Genomic DNA, 14,305 nt, shown 5'->3' on the forward strand with positions numbered 1-14,305 from the left:
TCGGGTTTTTCTGTGTTCATTATTATCAACCGGGCACGTTTTTGTTGTGAGTCAGAGCCTGTTGAATCCAATAGGCGAGGTCAATAAGCATTATGGAAACTCCACTTTCCAATTCTGGAAACGTGCCGCCTAAACCGGGAATACGCCCGCCTCTTACTCTCAGCGGAATGGACTTCAAGCTGTTGCGGGTGTTTCAGGCCGTGGTCGAGGCGGGTGGCTTCAGCGCCGCCCAGAATGAGCTGAATGTGGGCCTCGCAGCCATCAGCAAGCAGATTTCGGACCTTGAAATCCGCATCGGCATGCGCCTCTGTACACGAGGCCGGGAAGGGTTTCATCTCACTGAAGAGGGCAAGCTGGTCTATCAGGCGGCGATCGAATTGTTCGCGTCTGTGGACAGTTTTCGCGACCGGATTAGTTCTGCGCAGAATGAGTTGATTGGCGATTTGAGTATCGGCGTAATTGATAACACCCTGACCGATAAAAGTTCGCCGCTCATTGCCGCACTTAGACTAATGCGCGATGAAGCGCCCAAAGTCAGACTGCGCCTGCAAGCGTCTCAACTGGATGAAGTCGAGCGTGCCATGGTCGAAGGACGGGTGAGTCTTGGCATCGTGCCGGTGTATCAGCGGCGCGAAGAGTTTGATTATTTCCAGTTGTACGAAGAGACCTCCCACGCGTATTGCGCAGTGGGGCATCCGCTGTTCGAGGCGGACGACGGTGCCCTGAGCATCGACAGCCTGCGCGCATTCGACATCGTGAATCACCGCTATGCGATCCATCGCGACAAGGCGAGCTTCGTCAATTCCGACAGCCAGTGCGCCTCCGCCTCCCAGGTCGAAGCCGTCGCCATGATGATCCTGACCGGGCGCTTCATCGGCTTTCTTCCCGAACACTATGCGCGCAATATGATCCGCGACGGTCAGCTGCGCGCCCTGCGCCGCGACCTGATCTTTCTACAAACGCCCGTCAACCTCATCCTGAGGCACAACGCCCCCCGGAGCCCGCTGGTCAAGGCGTTCGCTCGGGCGTTGGGGGTGGATTTAAGGGTTGGGGTGTAGCGTAAATGTCACGCAATTGCCGCGAACGTAAGCCCGGTGGCGCGCAGCAAACACCGTCCCTGTGGGAGTGAGCTTGCTCGCGAAGGCGCCCTTTCGAACGCCTGCGACCTAGCGGATGTGCCGGCCTCATCGCGAGCAAGCGCGGTCCTGCGCCTACAGCGTGATCAGCGGGCAAAGCCCGGCAAACCCCAATCTTCCAGCGGAAACTCGGTCAGCGAGCCCAGTATCAGGTCGGCGTGCGCATATTGCTCGACCGGCATGTGCGAGTCAGGCACCGCCACGGCATACATCCCTGCGGTCTTGGCAGCGGTGACGCCGAAAGGCGAGTCTTCAAACACCAGACAATCCTTCGGGTCCACGCCCAGGTGGCGCGCCGCAGCCAGGAAGATATCCGGCGCAGGCTTGGCCGCGGTGACCTCGGCGTGATCTGCCGTCACCACGTCTTTAAACAGCTCAAACCAGGCGCGGTGATTGTTCGTTTTCACGTGGAAGTAGTGAAGGGAAGAACTGGTGCCCACCGCGATGGGGATGTTGTGCTCGGCAAGGTGACGCACCAGTGCCTCGGCGCCACGCATCGGCACGGCGTGCGGGAAGCGCTCGTCCAGCATCGGCTGGCGAACGGTCAGGAACTCCTCGGGAGACATCGGCAGCTCAAGCGCGCTGATCACGTACTCGGCGAAATCCTGGGAGCCGCGGCCAATGGAGTGCTGTTTCACCGCCCAGTCGAACGTCCTGCCGTGCCACTTGGCGATGGTGTCGGTCACTTCGGTGTAGATGCCTTCGGTGTCCAGCAGCAGGCCGTCCATGTCGAAAATCACCGCCTTGACCGGACCCTTGGGCTTTTGCACGTCGCTCATCTCATCGATTCCCTTAGCAAATTGGCGTCCAGCCTAACGCCTCGGCGAACGTCGTGGCTAGGCGCAACGGCTGCAAAACGTCCTCGCCAAGTGCTAATCTCGCCGGGCTCTCGGCAGCGCAAGGTGCTGCACGGCCGCTCTGTGTGGCGCCGAAACCCTCCGGGGTCAAGGAAGGCAAGACCTCTCTTCAAGAACGGACATCTTCGAGTCGACACATGAAAAAATCAGTCAACATCGCCGTAGGCGTCATTGTGGTTGCGGGCGTCCTCGTTACCGCTGGCGCCTGGTACACCGGAAAACGGCTGGAGGGCGCGCTCAACGACGCCATCCAGCAAGGCAATCAGCAGCTTCAAGCCGCGTTCGTCGGGCATGAAGGCAAGGCGAGTGTTGAGCTCCTTTCCCTTGACCGTCACTTCTTCACCAGCACCGCGCACTACAAGCTGAATATCCAGGACCCCCAATTCAATGAGGGCAAGCCGGTCGAGCTGCTGTTTGTCGACAACATCGAGCACGGGCCATTGCCGTGGAGCCGCGTGAAATCGCTGCAACTGCTGCCGGTAATGGCCGCCAGCAACGTGCAGATTGAGAAGAACGCTTTCTCCGAGAAATGGTTTGCCATGACCAACGGCCAGCCGCCGCTGACCGGCCACTTCAGCATGGGCTACGACCGCGCCGCATTGGGCCGGGTGGACTTGCTGCCGTTTGAATTCACCGATCAGACCGGCGCGTTCAAGTTTTCCGGTTTCACCGTGAATGCCTCCGGCTCGGGCGATGGCCAGAAGCTTGAGGCCAACGGTGTGCTGGGCAGCGTCGACGTCACCGCCACCTCCGAAGAAGGCCCGGTGCATCTGACGCTCAAGGATTTCACCTTCAACACCGGTGGCACAAAAGGCAAATCGGGTTTCTACCTGGGCCACACCGACGCGAAAATCGCCTCGGCCACGTTCCAGGCGGCAGGCCAGCCGGCCATTCATTTCAAGGACTTCGTCAACACCAGCCTGTTGCAGGAAGTGGAAGGCAACCTGAATGCGCAGGTGACCTACGACATCGGCAACGTCAGCTTCAATGGCAATGACGTTGGCGCCATGCAGATGCTCTGGAAGTTCGGCAATTTCGACATCGCCTCAACCCAGGCACTGATGAAGATCTATCAGGAGAAAGTGCAGCCTCAAGCCCAGGCCGCCGCGGCGGTGGGTGAAACCTACACGCCACATTTGAGCCCGGCTGATCAGGCCTTGGTGCAGGCTGAAGTCAGCAAGTTGCTGAGTGCCAAGCCGCATATCGAGCTGGAAAAGCTTTCACTGAAAACAGCCAGCGGCGAGAGCCAGTTCAGCCTGTCGATGGACTTGGCCAATCCTTCGGCACTCGATCAGCCAGGCGCGGAATTGCTCAAGCAGCTGCTGACCCAGCTGGACGCCAAGCTGGTGCTCTCCAAGCCGATGATCAAGGATCTGGCCGCACTGCGCGCCAAGTCTGCCGGTCTGACCGACCCCGCCGCCATCGCGCAGCAGGCGCAGGGCGCAGCGGATTCGGTGGGCGGCATGGCGGTCATGTTGCAAATGGGCAAGGTCGATGGCGACAACATCGTGTCCAGCCTGCACTACGCCAACGACGTGGTGGACTTCAACGGCGTGAAGATGCCGGCGCAACAGTTTGCCGCAATGATGATGGGCAAGTTTGTGATGTTCAGCGGCGGTCAATAAGTCTTGCCTGGCCACCGCTGAGGTGGCCGGGCAGCTTGCTATGACCTGTCTTCAGACTGGCGGCTGACGCGCGATTTCCGTGGGCGCTTCGTGGCCTTCGCGTTCCGGCTGAACGGTGCGCGAAGACATCTCCGCACGCAGCTGAGGCAGGCACTGCGGATATTGCCGGGCAACGAAACTGATCAGCCGCTCGCGCATGTGGCATCGCGCATCCCAACTGCGCGATGAATCCGCCGAACTCAACAACACCCGCAACTGCATCGCTTTGTCGGTGGTGTCCGTGACCTGCAATACGCAGACGCGGCCATCCCAGAGGTGCGGAATTTCCTTGCAGATGCGCTCCGCTTCTTCGCGCAGCTCCTCCAGTGGCAACGCGTAATCCACCCACAGAAACACCGAGCCAATCAGGCTCGACGTGCTGCGCGTCCAGTTCTGGAAGGGCTTCTCGATGAAGTACTGCAACGGAATCACCATCCGCCGCTCATCCCAGATCTTCAGCACTACGTACGTGCCGCTGATCTCTTCAATGCGACCCCACTCGCCCTCAACGATCACCACGTCATCCAGGCGAATCGGCTGGGATATCGCGATTTGCAAACCCGCGATCAAGTTACCCAGCACCGGCTTGGCGGCGAAACCGGCGGCCAATCCCGCAAGGCCTGCCGACGCCAGCAGACTGGTGCCGATCTGACGCACCGGCGGGAAGCTCATCAGAATCAGCCCGGTGCCGAACAGCAGAACCAGCACATTCAGGCAGCGCACCAGCACCCGCACTTGCGTCTGAATCCGGCGGGCTTGCAGGTTGTCTTCGATGTCCAGCGGGTTGCGGATCGCCACCGCTTCGCCAATGGCCTTCACGCAGCTCAGCGCCAGCCAGGTGAACCCGGCCACCACCAGCATGCCGTTCAGATGCCGAACACCCTTGATCAACATCAGATCATCAGGCGCAGACGTCCACACGGTTTGCAGGGCCAGCAGCGGGATCAGCCACAAGGTCGGCGGTTCGGCGCGGTGAATGAGCTGCTGGGCGAAGACGAACGACTTGGCGACGCGACGGAGCAACACCAATGCGATCCAGCGTCCCAACAGTGCGATGCAAATCGCGAAGGCGGCGGCCACCAAGGTGTTGAGCCAGGGCAACGGCAGTGCGTTCAGCCAGGCTTCCGGGAGTACGTGTTCCATAGAGGGGGTCACCAACAGGACGGTTCAAAGGCAAGAGGTGTGAGCTCCCTCAGCGCTCAATGTTCCCCGATCCACCCGCCGCCGTAGAAATCGTGACGGGCTGCAATCAGCGAGCCAGAGCATCCGACACGTTTACTACATGTCGAATGCGCTGACCAGATCAGGCCAATGTCGGGCGAAGCCTGAATCTCTGACTCATGCTGCAGCGGCCGGCATTGCTTGCGCGCAACGCCATGGCGAAGGCTCGTCTATTACACACGTTGCATCCAGATGCCGGCAGTCCGCGACCGCCGCTCAATCCCAAAAGCGAAGCTCTCAACGCAGCAGACGGAAGGTCTCACGCACATGCGCGGTGAGCGTCGCCGGGTTTTCCATCGCAGCAAAGTGGCCGCCGTGCTCGGCCTCAGCGAAGAACCGCAAGTCGTCGAATCGCGCCTGGGCCCAGCGCCGTGACAGGCGAAGCAACTCGCCCGGGAACATGCTCACGCCCGCCGGGATGGGTAGGGCGCGTGGAGGGCCTTGCTGTTGCATTTCGCGCATCCCTTCCCAGTAGAAACGGACCGAGCTGGGTCCCGCATCAGGCAGCCAGTACAGCATGATGTCGTCGATCAGCGCGTCGAGCTCGATGACCCGCTCGGGCTCTCCGCCGCTGTCGGAAGCGTCCTGAAACAGCGCGTAAACCCACGCCGCCAAGCCAACGGGCGAATCCGACAGGGCGAAGCCTATCGACTGCGGCCGGGTGCTTTGCACCTTCATGTAACCGGACAGCTCCCGCTCATAGCGTTGCGCATCGGCCAACATGCGCTGCTCTTCAGGAGTGGCCTGCGCGATCTCCTCTTCAGTGGGTTGGTACATGACCATGTTCAGGTGAATGCCAATCAGACCAGGCGGACGCATGTGCCCAAGTGCGCTGGTCACGGCCGCCCCCCAATCCCCACCCTGGGCCGCCCAGCGCTGGCCATATCCCAAGCGGTCCATCAATTGTGCCCAGGCCGCAGCGGTTTTACCCACGCCCCAACCCGGCGAACGTGGCTTATCACTGAAACCAAAACCCGGAAGCGCCGGGATCACCAGATGAAACGCGTCGCTGGCCTCGCCGCCATGGGCGGTCGGGTCGGTGAGAGGCCCAATCATCGCCCTGAACTCCAGAATGGAGCCTGGCCAGCCGTGGGTCATCAGCAAGGGCAGGGCGTCAGGGTGAGGCGAGCGTATGTGCAGAAAGTGAATGCCAAGGCCGTCGATCTCGGTCCGGCTGCTGTTCCACTGGTTGAGTTGGGTTTCGGTGGCGCGCCAGTCATAGCCGTTGCGCCAGCGCTCGACCAGCGCGCGAATACGCTCAAGCCTGGGCCCCTGGCTGTTGTCGGAGACGGTTTCTGGGTCAGGCCAGCGGGTTTGCGCCAGGCGCTGGGCCAGATCGTCGAGTTGTGTCTGGGGGATATGAAGGGGAAAGGACTCGACAGGGTGGGTCATGGGTTGGTCCCTTGCACATGGGTACGGGCCAACGTGTCACGGACGGATGCCCATTCACGTTGGCCATAGCGATCGTTGTCCAGATTGAGCAGCTTGCCGCGCCCACTCATCATGTCTCGCAGGTATTGCATGCCTTGCCAGGCGGGGAATGGCTTTTCACTGGCAGGCGTAAGCGCGCGCACCCCGGAGATAAGGGCGGACAGCGTGCCGATATTCCCGGGGCGCAGGGTGCGGTAATGCTGCCCGGTCAGCTCGGTCAGGATGTTGGCAATCTGCGCAGGCGACACACTGTTGCCGGCAATGCGCAGGAAACGTGGCGTGTTGTGATCAAGCGCGGCATCGGCGGTAAAGGCGGCTACGTCGTCCTTGGCAGTGAAGTCCAGTAGCTGTTGCACATCGCCGAAATGCAGCACTCGGCGGCCGGGAAGCACGATAGGCGCGTCGCCTTCGAGCAGTTCCAGAAACCCACCGTTGAGGATTGAGGTAACGGCGATGTTGGCTGAATCGAGCTGGGTGGCGAAGCGCCGGCGAAGGTCCAGGTTGCGGTTGTCCCCGGGGCGGGTATGGGTGTAGTCGAGCGAATAATCCGAGGGAATGAACCTGGGCACCCCAGCAGCGGCAGCGGCCTCCAACAGCCTGCCTTGCTGCTTGATGATCACCTCCTCCAGGCCGTTGAGCGTGGACACCACGCAACCCGCGCCGGCAATGGCACCGCGCAGGCCCCGAGCGTCATCCAGGGAAACGGGCGTTACGGTGACGCCGCTGCTGGGTAGACCAGTCAACCGGGTTTGTTCAGTGCCTGGTCGAACCAGTGCGATGACATGGGCGCCGCGCTCAACCAGCGCCAGGACCAGGCGTTGGCCCAAGTCTCCTGATGCGCCAGCAACCACAATCGGTGAAGCAGTAGTGTGATCCACAAAGAGCCTTCCTGGTCGGTGTGAAGGGGGTAAAGAGCGCCGGCTGCCTGCGCCGAATTAACTGAACGTTACCGTTTAGTTGACGCGCAAACAAGAGGTCGGTAAGTTGCCGGCCATGACGTTGATCACGACCAAATCCAAAGGCGGCAGGCCCAGGCAAAGCCAGGCGGGCGAGGCCGAGCGTCGATTGCTGGATGCTGCGCTGCAGCGCTTTCTGGCCAAAGGCGTCGAGGGCACTTCATGCGAAGACATCGCCCGGGCGGCAGGCGCCAGCAAAGCCACTCTCTATGCGCGCTATGCCAATAAAGAGGCGTTGTTCGAAGCCGTGGTGCGGCGCCACGTAGCGACTTTGCTGGTGCCCGCCGAGGCGATTCCCGCGCTCCCGCTCCAAGGCCGCCTGAGGCATGTGGGCCATGGCATCCTCGAACATGCGCTGCAACCCGATACCCTGGCCATGATGCGCCTGGTGATAGCCACTTCCAGTCGGACCCCGCTGCTGGCGGCTGAAGTGAATCGAATCGGGTGGGAAGGTGGATTCACCAGAGTGCGTTCCGCCATCATGGCGGGCCCGGACCAACCCTCGGATCCTGATGCGCTGGCCCTTCAATTCATCGACTTGGTGTTCGCGCCCCATCAGCTCAGAGCGCTGCTGGGTGGAGACCGGGAGCAGCTGGTTCAAGCCATTCCCGAACGAGTGGAGTGGGGGCTGAAGTTGGTTCAAGCCGTCGGTCTGCTGGAATGAGTGTTTGGTTTCTATCGGTTCACCAAACAATGGTTCTGAACGGTAAAGAATTTTAAGTGACGGTCAATTAGCGGTAATCAGCGCAAGCACTGAATCTTTCACTATGACGGCACCCAATATCGAAGTGCAAAGTTGCCAGCGGGGTGGCATTATCCGCGCTGAATAAAAAGAACAACTGTCTTTAGTAGTGGGCTGAAACTGTTCCCATCCATCGATAGCGCTATGGCCAACTATTCAGCCTTGAATGGCCTAATCCTTGGGGGGCGGGGTCGTAGTAAGCAGCAGCCGTGACCTCTAAACCGCAATTGATCTCCAGCCTCTGACTCAGGCGACCTTCCATCGGACAACGAAAAAACAAGCAAAATAATTTGAACTTTTCGTCCGGAATAGATACCGCGAAGCAAGTAACCTATTGCGCCGATAGTGTATGAAAGGACGATTTTTTCCTAAAGTTTTTTTGCGGCAGGCCGAAGTTTAAGGCTGTAGGAATGGCATGGAGTGGCCCTCTCCTATGTGAATACCTAAAACTTCAGAGGGCGCCATGCTAAAGAACATATTAATCAACATGACCGTCAGGTCGAAGCTCGTACTCGGCTTCACCCTGGTGATCATATTCACTGTCCTTATCGCCCTCACGGGGTGGACAGGCATCTCCTCACTCAGCGAGCGAAGTGAGCGCGTGTCTGACATCGCGAAACTCACAACGCTGACGCGGGACATGCGCATCGCCCGACTGGTCTACGGCCAGAATTCTGACGACGCCAACGCTGCCACCTGGCTAAAAGCCTATGACAACCTCGACAGTCATTTGGCGTATTTGCGCGAAATACTCGACTCCGAGCTCAATATTCCCCATGTAAAAACCGCGACCGCCGCGATGACGGTCTACAAGGGCTTTTACAACGACATCATCAATGCGACCCATACGCGCGAAGCGAGCCGAGCCGTGTCTGGCAGCGCCGCCGATGAGGCATTGGAGGTGCTGCTGCGCTTGGACACGCTCTCCAATTCGCCCGAGGGCACGGCCGCGCAGCGAGATGCCATCGGACAAGCGCTGACGCTTTTTCAGAAAATGCGCTTTGATGTGCGTGGCTACACCTTCACGCTAAAGCCTGACGCGCAGCAGCTGGCGAACGCCTCAATCGCTGCGGCCGTAAGCAACGCCCAATCCCTGCAAGCCGCTGGATTTCAACCCGATGCCATCAAAGGCTTTCAGGCTTCACTGAATAAATACCAGGCTGCCATTGCCCAATTTTCGGAAGCACAGGCCGCCATTAACCAGGGCCAGGCAGGTATTACCAAAAACATCGAAGTCCTGCTGGCTTCCGCCGATCAGTTGGCGCAGAACCAGGTTTCGCTGCGTATTGAGGATGTGGGCCAAGCCAATAAGATGTTGATCATATGGCTCAGCATTGCGCTCATCATCAGCGCACTGGCTGCATGGGTCATCACCCGCCTCATCGTGGGTCCGCTTCGCGAAGCACTGCAGTTGGCTGATCGAGTCGCCAACGGCGATCTGACCTACAGCGAAGTAACGCAAAGGCGAGACGAGCTGGGCCTGCTGCAAGCCAGCATGCACAGAATGACCACCAACCTGCGGCAGTTGATTGGTGGCCTGCGTGATAGCGTCACTCAGATTGCGAGCGCTGCCGAACAGTTGTCCGCAGTCACCGAGCAGACCAGTGCAGGGGTCAATAGTCAGCGAACCGAAACCGACCAAGTCGCAACAGCCATGAACCAAATGGCCGCCACGGTTCAGGAAGTGGCGAGGAACGCAGAGCAGGCGTCGGATGCGGCGGTCAGCGCCTCCAAAGAAGCCCGCGATGGTGATGCAGTTGTTGCCAAGGCAGTGCTCCAGATTGAAAAACTCGCCACAGAAGTCGGCTATTCGAAAACCGCGATGGATGAGCTCAAGCAAGAGAGCAACAAGATCGGCGGCGTGCTCGACGTGATCAAGGCTGTTGCCGAGCAAACCAACTTGCTGGCACTCAATGCCGCCATCGAAGCCGCGCGTGCTGGCGAAGCCGGCCGAGGTTTTGCGGTGGTTGCAGATGAGGTGAGAAGTCTTGCGCAGCGCACCCAGGCGTCGACCGAAGAAATTGCGACATTGATTGGTGGTCTGCACAGCCGAACCGCACAGGTTGCGACCACGCTGGAAAACAGCCGCCTTCTGACTGATAACAGCGTCGAGCTGGCGCGTGATGCGGGCGCTTCGATTGGAAACATCAGTCGCTCTATTTCAACCATCGAATCAATGAACCAGCAAATCGCCGCCTCTGCCGAAGAGCAAAGTGCCGTGGCTGAAGAAATCAATCGCAGTGTTCTCAGCGTAAGAGACATCTCCGAACAGACTGCCTCTGCGAGTGAACAGACAGCAGCGTCCAGTGTTGAGCTGGCGCGTTTGGGTGTGCATCTGCAGGGGTTGGTGAGTAAGTTTGTTGTGTAACAACCAGGGGAGGCAGGTGTAGGACCGTCGTGTAGCCTCGGTCCGATCCTCGCTGACTCAGCGGATTCCTAGCATGTGCTTCAGCCGATGCAAAAAGGCTTCGCAAGCGCTGTTTTCGTCACTGAAGCGCTGCTCTTCGGTGCGCAATCCGCGCTCACTGTAGAAGATCGACCAGCCCCCGTTTTCTTCGACAAGGCAGAGCGCCTCGTCGTTGATTTCGCCGATGGCGTAGCTGTTGGCGGGGGCCTGGATGGTTTTCAACTGTTCGGCCAACTCACGGCGATCCACATTTGCCTCCTTTTTTGACTTCTCTAAACGGTCCGGAATCGAGATACGCTTGAAGTCGCTGATGACCTGCCCATCGAGATTGATCTGGACCAAGCTCATCGGCAAACGCGACTTCAGTCAGCTGATTCAGCAGGTTGCTCATCACCACGCCGACAACCAGTCCGACCGCCGATGCCGCCAGTGGCCACCGTAATTTCTGTCGCCGCGCCCACCGCAGCGGTAGCCAGTGCGCCGATGGCAATTGGCGGCCACTTCCAGCACGCCCCCGAGAATGTCGGCATCATTGAGGTGTGCGACAACGTATCGCCTACCCGAGCGGCCCAGAGTGCGTCAGACATTCACTGCGCTAATGAAAACACTCTGCGGGGCGTCTTCGTGCCATGTGCCCCATTAGGTAACGCCAGCACGCGTTACACCTTATTCAACAGCTTGCTGAACTGAGATGATCAAGGCAACAGAAAATATTTCAGAAATACCAAATGCACAGCGGGCGCTGACGGTAGTTCAACAGCAGATACAGGCATTTCAGTCGGCGAACGGAGCGGAAGTAATAAAATTACAGCGAAACTTGGCAAGCGAGCAATCCAAAAAAGAAAGTATTGAAGAGTTCACAAATGAAATTGTAGTACTGCTCGATGATTCAGTAGTTGAAGAATTGATTCGACGTGCCAAAGAAACCCTCGCGGCCGGCGACATTGTGAATGGTGCCCTCGAGGCAGATAATATAGATACAGCGCTGAGTGAGTTCGAGGCGGAATTTGCTGCTGCGAAAATTACGCTATCTAACAAGTATCGCGAGCTGCGACACACTGTTGACGCGTCCATCTCAGCTTGGACGGAGAAAGAAAAACCTATACGAGAAGATATTGAAAACAAGCGAGCCGCGCTAGAGCTTAAAGGCGTGCGGCTTGATATGTCGCACATCACTAGGCTGACAAGCGAGGAAAGTAGATTAGCAAAAAACCTCGACGACTTAAAAACTTGGCAGCCACATCTGAAGCAGCTTGAGACTACTTATAACACCATGCTTGAAAGCAGACGTAAAGCCCGCATTAGTGTAGCACGGCGCAGGCAAAACTACGCCGTAACCGCTACCCGCGCTCTTGGTGAAGTATTGAGCGAATTTCAGGTGAAACTACAATACGCCGAAAGTAGTCACTCTGATGAATCAGTCCATTTGATTAACAAAGAGATGGGGTGGAGAGGCGGGAATAAAGCAAAATTGTTAGTTGAGCAACTTACAACACCTAAACTAATTGACGCTATTTCCAAGTCTAACTGGTCAGCAATTACTGCTATTAAGTTGCAAGACGAAATCCAGCAATTTTCTGAAGCTGAAGCGAAAAGCATCATTGAAACGTTCAAGAAACCGACTTCTTTATTTAAGCTTCAAGCTTGCCATGTGGATGATCTACCTCGATTAACTGTGTCCAAGCAGGTAAATAATTCGGGAAATATTCGAAACTTACAAAGGGAATTTGCAGAGCTTTCGTTGGGGCAGCAGCAGTCCGTACTCCTCGCACTGATATTATCTTCAGAAAGTACTCGACCCCTAATTATTGATCAGCCTGAGGATAATTTAGATAGTGAGTTCATCTTTCATACATTCGTTCCTGTGTTGCGGCGTGCCAAGGAAAGAAGACAGGTCATAATTATCACCCATAATGCCAACATTGCGGTTCTCGGTGATGCGGAACAGTTAGTCGTTCTCAAGAGCAATAATGACAAGAGTATCATCGCGGCCAGAGGATCTATTGACGATATTGAGGCACGCGACGCTGCTTGTAAGATCCTTGAAGGCGCCAAAGAAGCGTTCACAAGGCGCGCAAGAATCTATGGAATTCGATAATCGTCACAGTTGTCCACCAGACGAACCTTCGTGCACGTGCACGGCTCATCGCGTGTAGACAGCCCCGCAACCGTATGCACAGGCCTTGCGAGCGGGCGGGGATAGGGCACCACTTGCTACACGATTAGTGCACTGACGTTCTCACCTGGCCGAACACGTGTTTGCCGATATGCCACGACACTATGTCAAAAGCACTCCGACATTTGTGAGTAGGAACGGGAGTAAGCGAATAGATCACGGCCCGCCCCCTGTAAGCCGAACGCTGTAATCGCGGCGTTCGAGTTTCGCTCGGCAACTATTAGGCTAGGCGGACCAGCAATCCGCGCCAACTGCTGGCCGTTTACAGTCCTTGCCATCAAAGCGATAGACGAAGAGTAATTACTTGGCCTTAGGAATCTCTTTCAATACTTTCCTCAGGTCAAATCCCCGTATCCGACCTTCCTCAAGCAGTTCCGTGAATTGCATGATGAAGAAATGAGAGTCGGCTTCTGAGGGTTTTTCAGCATCTTTGAGAAATATCGGCAGCATCTTCTGAATCACATCCTTGCCGTGAGCAATTAGCCTCTCTTCGCTCCACTCGCTCATATACCTATTCGCCCGGTATCGCGTCTCTACGAATTCCTGCAACGATTGGGGTCCGGGATGAATATCTTGGTTGTGCTCGAATCGAAGAGTAGATGTTGCACTCGTACTTTCAAAACTGTGGCCCTGCGAGCGGGCCCAGGCTTGCAGAAAAAGCTCGATCTCCTGCTCAATTCTATGATGGCGATGAGCATTGATGGGATTGCTTATAATGAAAGTCGGCACCCGCGTCGATCCGCCGCCACTCTGCCGAAGCCTATAGGTGGTCTGGATCAAAACTATAAAATCAATCTCCGAGAAGCGACCCGGATCTTTACCATCACCTGAGAGCCGGCTGCTGAACCTGTCAGCGAGCCGGGCGGCGGGAATGCTTTCAACTGTGTCGTTCAATATGAGCGCGATGCCAGGGGTCTCGGGATCGAGGCTCAGTAGCCTCTTGGATGAGGCGATCTGTTTTTTGGCATTTCTCAGCACCCCTTCCACCATCCTGGTTGCGCTGGAAAAAAGCTCGTTAAGACGCTCTTGCCCTCCCGGCGTGTTCTTCAACGCGGTTTCAAGGTCATAGCTACCGAAGATCAGAGGAAAATCTTCAGACTCCATCAGCGATTTAGCGCCATCCAAGATCTTATCTTTCGGATCTATCTTTAGGGTTTTAAGTTCGACGACCGCTTGCCGGTGAAAAAACAGGTAATCGGCAATCTTCGCGCCAGCAGGCTGAGAAATATGGCCGTCGAGATGGGTCACATGGTCCTGGCTGTCGAGGAAGCTAATCATGCGCTCCTCGATATCACGAACACTGTCCATTCAATACCTATGCGCTGACAAACGGGTAAGGGCAGATATTCTAGACGGTGCTGAACCCGTAGAGCTGCAGCACCAAGCTGCCGTCCAATAAAAAGACCGGCAAGTATCTGTATTATGTGCGGAGGGCCGACGAGGAAGCGGAACAGGAAGGCGATTAAGCCCTTTTGATTTACCACAACCTCATCTGTTGCTGTCACCCTGCTGTCACGAACGTTTAAGCGGGAGGGCGGCAAAGGCTAGACGCCTTGAATTTAGTGGTGCACCTGACGGGATTCGAACCCATGACCCCTGCCTTCGGAGGGCAGTACTCTATCCAGCTGAGCTACAGGTGCAACGCGGGCGCCATAATACTCATCTGGCCTGCACGCGTCCATGCCGATGACCCGCCGTTAACAATTTAGTGAGAC

Annotated in this window: 11 protein-coding genes, 1 tRNA gene and 1 pseudogene; 6 read left to right on the plus strand and 7 right to left on the minus strand. The window is 57.2% G+C overall.

The genetic code is table 11. The annotated features are described in order from the left end of the window. Window positions 1–92: 92 nt before the first annotated feature. Window positions 93–1,058 carry a LysR family transcriptional regulator gene (locus M1E04_RS00630; protein ID WP_192135838.1) on the plus strand — a complete coding sequence of 322 codons (966 nt, stop codon included), beginning with the start codon at window positions 93–95 and terminating at the stop codon, window positions 1,056–1,058. Between the two features lie 164 nt (window positions 1,059–1,222). Here the strand turns inward: M1E04_RS00630 and M1E04_RS00635 are convergent, their stop codons facing one another. After that, window positions 1,223–1,915: an HAD-IA family hydrolase gene (locus M1E04_RS00635; RefSeq protein WP_192135840.1), complete on the minus strand. Its 693-nt coding sequence runs from the start codon at window positions 1,913–1,915 to the stop codon at window positions 1,223–1,225. A 215-nt stretch (window positions 1,916–2,130) separates the two neighbouring features. Here M1E04_RS00635 and M1E04_RS00640 point away from each other — a divergent pair, with 215 nt between their 5' ends. Continuing rightward, window positions 2,131–3,618 (plus strand): YdgA family protein, encoded by a 1,488-nt coding sequence (locus tag M1E04_RS00640; RefSeq protein ID WP_065990930.1) that lies wholly within the window; start codon window positions 2,131–2,133, stop codon window positions 3,616–3,618. Between the two features lie 51 nt (window positions 3,619–3,669). Here the strand turns inward: M1E04_RS00640 and M1E04_RS00645 are convergent, their stop codons facing one another. The 3 genes from M1E04_RS00645 to M1E04_RS00655 all read right to left on the minus strand — a co-directional run bounded on the left by M1E04_RS00645 (window position 3,670) and on the right by M1E04_RS00655 (window position 7,187). Next, window positions 3,670–4,800 carry a mechanosensitive ion channel family protein gene (locus M1E04_RS00645; protein ID WP_065990932.1) on the minus strand — a complete coding sequence of 377 codons (1,131 nt, stop codon included), beginning with the start codon at window positions 4,798–4,800 and terminating at the stop codon, window positions 3,670–3,672. A gap of 315 nt (window positions 4,801–5,115) precedes the next feature. Continuing rightward, window positions 5,116–6,270, minus strand: coding sequence for an epoxide hydrolase family protein (locus tag M1E04_RS00650; RefSeq protein WP_192135842.1), 1,155 nt, complete (start codon window positions 6,268–6,270; stop codon window positions 5,116–5,118). Further along, entirely contained in the window at window positions 6,267–7,187 is a 921-nt protein-coding gene (locus M1E04_RS00655; RefSeq protein ID WP_410935346.1) for an NmrA family NAD(P)-binding protein, read from the minus strand. The genes M1E04_RS00650 and M1E04_RS00655 overlap by 4 nt, the downstream gene beginning before the upstream one ends. 115 nt (window positions 7,188–7,302) lie before the next feature. Here M1E04_RS00655 and M1E04_RS00660 point away from each other — a divergent pair, with 115 nt between their 5' ends. From M1E04_RS00660 to M1E04_RS00670, 3 genes and pseudogenes are all read left to right on the plus strand, one after another. Then, on the plus strand, window positions 7,303–7,929 hold the full coding sequence (locus M1E04_RS00660; RefSeq protein ID WP_456292218.1) for a TetR/AcrR family transcriptional regulator: 627 nt from the start codon (window positions 7,303–7,305) through the stop codon (window positions 7,927–7,929). 565 nt (window positions 7,930–8,494) lie between these two features. Further along, window positions 8,495–9,472: pseudogene (locus M1E04_RS00665) on the plus strand (methyl-accepting chemotaxis protein); the annotation flags it as partial. Window positions 9,473–9,670: 198 nt separating this feature from the next. Next, window positions 9,671–10,375 carry a methyl-accepting chemotaxis protein gene (locus M1E04_RS00670; RefSeq protein WP_456293134.1) on the plus strand — a complete coding sequence of 235 codons (705 nt, stop codon included), beginning with the start codon at window positions 9,671–9,673 and terminating at the stop codon, window positions 10,373–10,375. Window positions 10,376–10,432: 57 nt separating this feature from the next. On the opposite strand, the gene M1E04_RS00675 is transcribed toward M1E04_RS00670, so the two are convergent. Continuing rightward, window positions 10,433–10,762, minus strand: coding sequence for a hypothetical protein (locus tag M1E04_RS00675; protein ID WP_456292219.1), 330 nt, complete (start codon window positions 10,760–10,762; stop codon window positions 10,433–10,435). 343 nt (window positions 10,763–11,105) lie between these two features. On the opposite strand from M1E04_RS00675, the gene M1E04_RS00680 reads away from it, so the two are divergent. After that, window positions 11,106–12,512, plus strand: coding sequence for an AAA family ATPase (locus M1E04_RS00680; protein ID WP_456292220.1), 1,407 nt, complete (start codon window positions 11,106–11,108; stop codon window positions 12,510–12,512). A gap of 378 nt (window positions 12,513–12,890) precedes the next feature. Here M1E04_RS00680 and M1E04_RS00685 read toward each other — a convergent pair whose 3' ends face one another. Further along, a complete protein-coding gene (locus M1E04_RS00685) occupies window positions 12,891–13,898 on the minus strand; it encodes a hypothetical protein (RefSeq protein ID WP_456292221.1) in 1,008 nt (335 codons plus the stop codon). Between the two features lie 255 nt (window positions 13,899–14,153). Continuing rightward, window positions 14,154–14,230, minus strand: a tRNA-Arg gene (locus M1E04_RS00690). Window positions 14,231–14,305: the final 75 nt, after the last annotated feature.

The sequence above is a fragment of the Pseudomonas sp. AK106 genome (assembly GCF_053903055.1).

Coding starts and splice junctions, on each gene's coding strand:
- M1E04_RS00630 (WP_192135838.1), top strand. CDS start 93: ATGGAAACTCCACTTTCCAATTCTGGAAACGTGCCGCCTAAACCGGGA.
- M1E04_RS00635 (WP_192135840.1), bottom strand. CDS start 1,915: ATGAGCGACGTGCAAAAGCCCAAGGGTCCGGTCAAGGCGGTGATTTTC.
- M1E04_RS00640 (WP_065990930.1), top strand. CDS start 2,131: ATGAAAAAATCAGTCAACATCGCCGTAGGCGTCATTGTGGTTGCGGGC.
- M1E04_RS00645 (WP_065990932.1), bottom strand. CDS start 4,800: ATGGAACACGTACTCCCGGAAGCCTGGCTGAACGCACTGCCGTTGCCC.
- M1E04_RS00650 (WP_192135842.1), bottom strand. CDS start 6,270: ATGACCCACCCTGTCGAGTCCTTTCCCCTTCATATCCCCCAGACACAA.
- M1E04_RS00660 (WP_456292218.1), top strand. CDS start 7,303: ATGACGTTGATCACGACCAAATCCAAAGGCGGCAGGCCCAGGCAAAGC.
- M1E04_RS00670 (WP_456293134.1), top strand. CDS start 9,671: ATGGCCGCCACGGTTCAGGAAGTGGCGAGGAACGCAGAGCAGGCGTCG.
- M1E04_RS00675 (WP_456292219.1), bottom strand. CDS start 10,762: ATGAGCTTGGTCCAGATCAATCTCGATGGGCAGGTCATCAGCGACTTC.
- M1E04_RS00680 (WP_456292220.1), top strand. CDS start 11,106: ATGATCAAGGCAACAGAAAATATTTCAGAAATACCAAATGCACAGCGG.
- M1E04_RS00685 (WP_456292221.1), bottom strand. CDS start 13,898: ATGGACAGTGTTCGTGATATCGAGGAGCGCATGATTAGCTTCCTCGAC.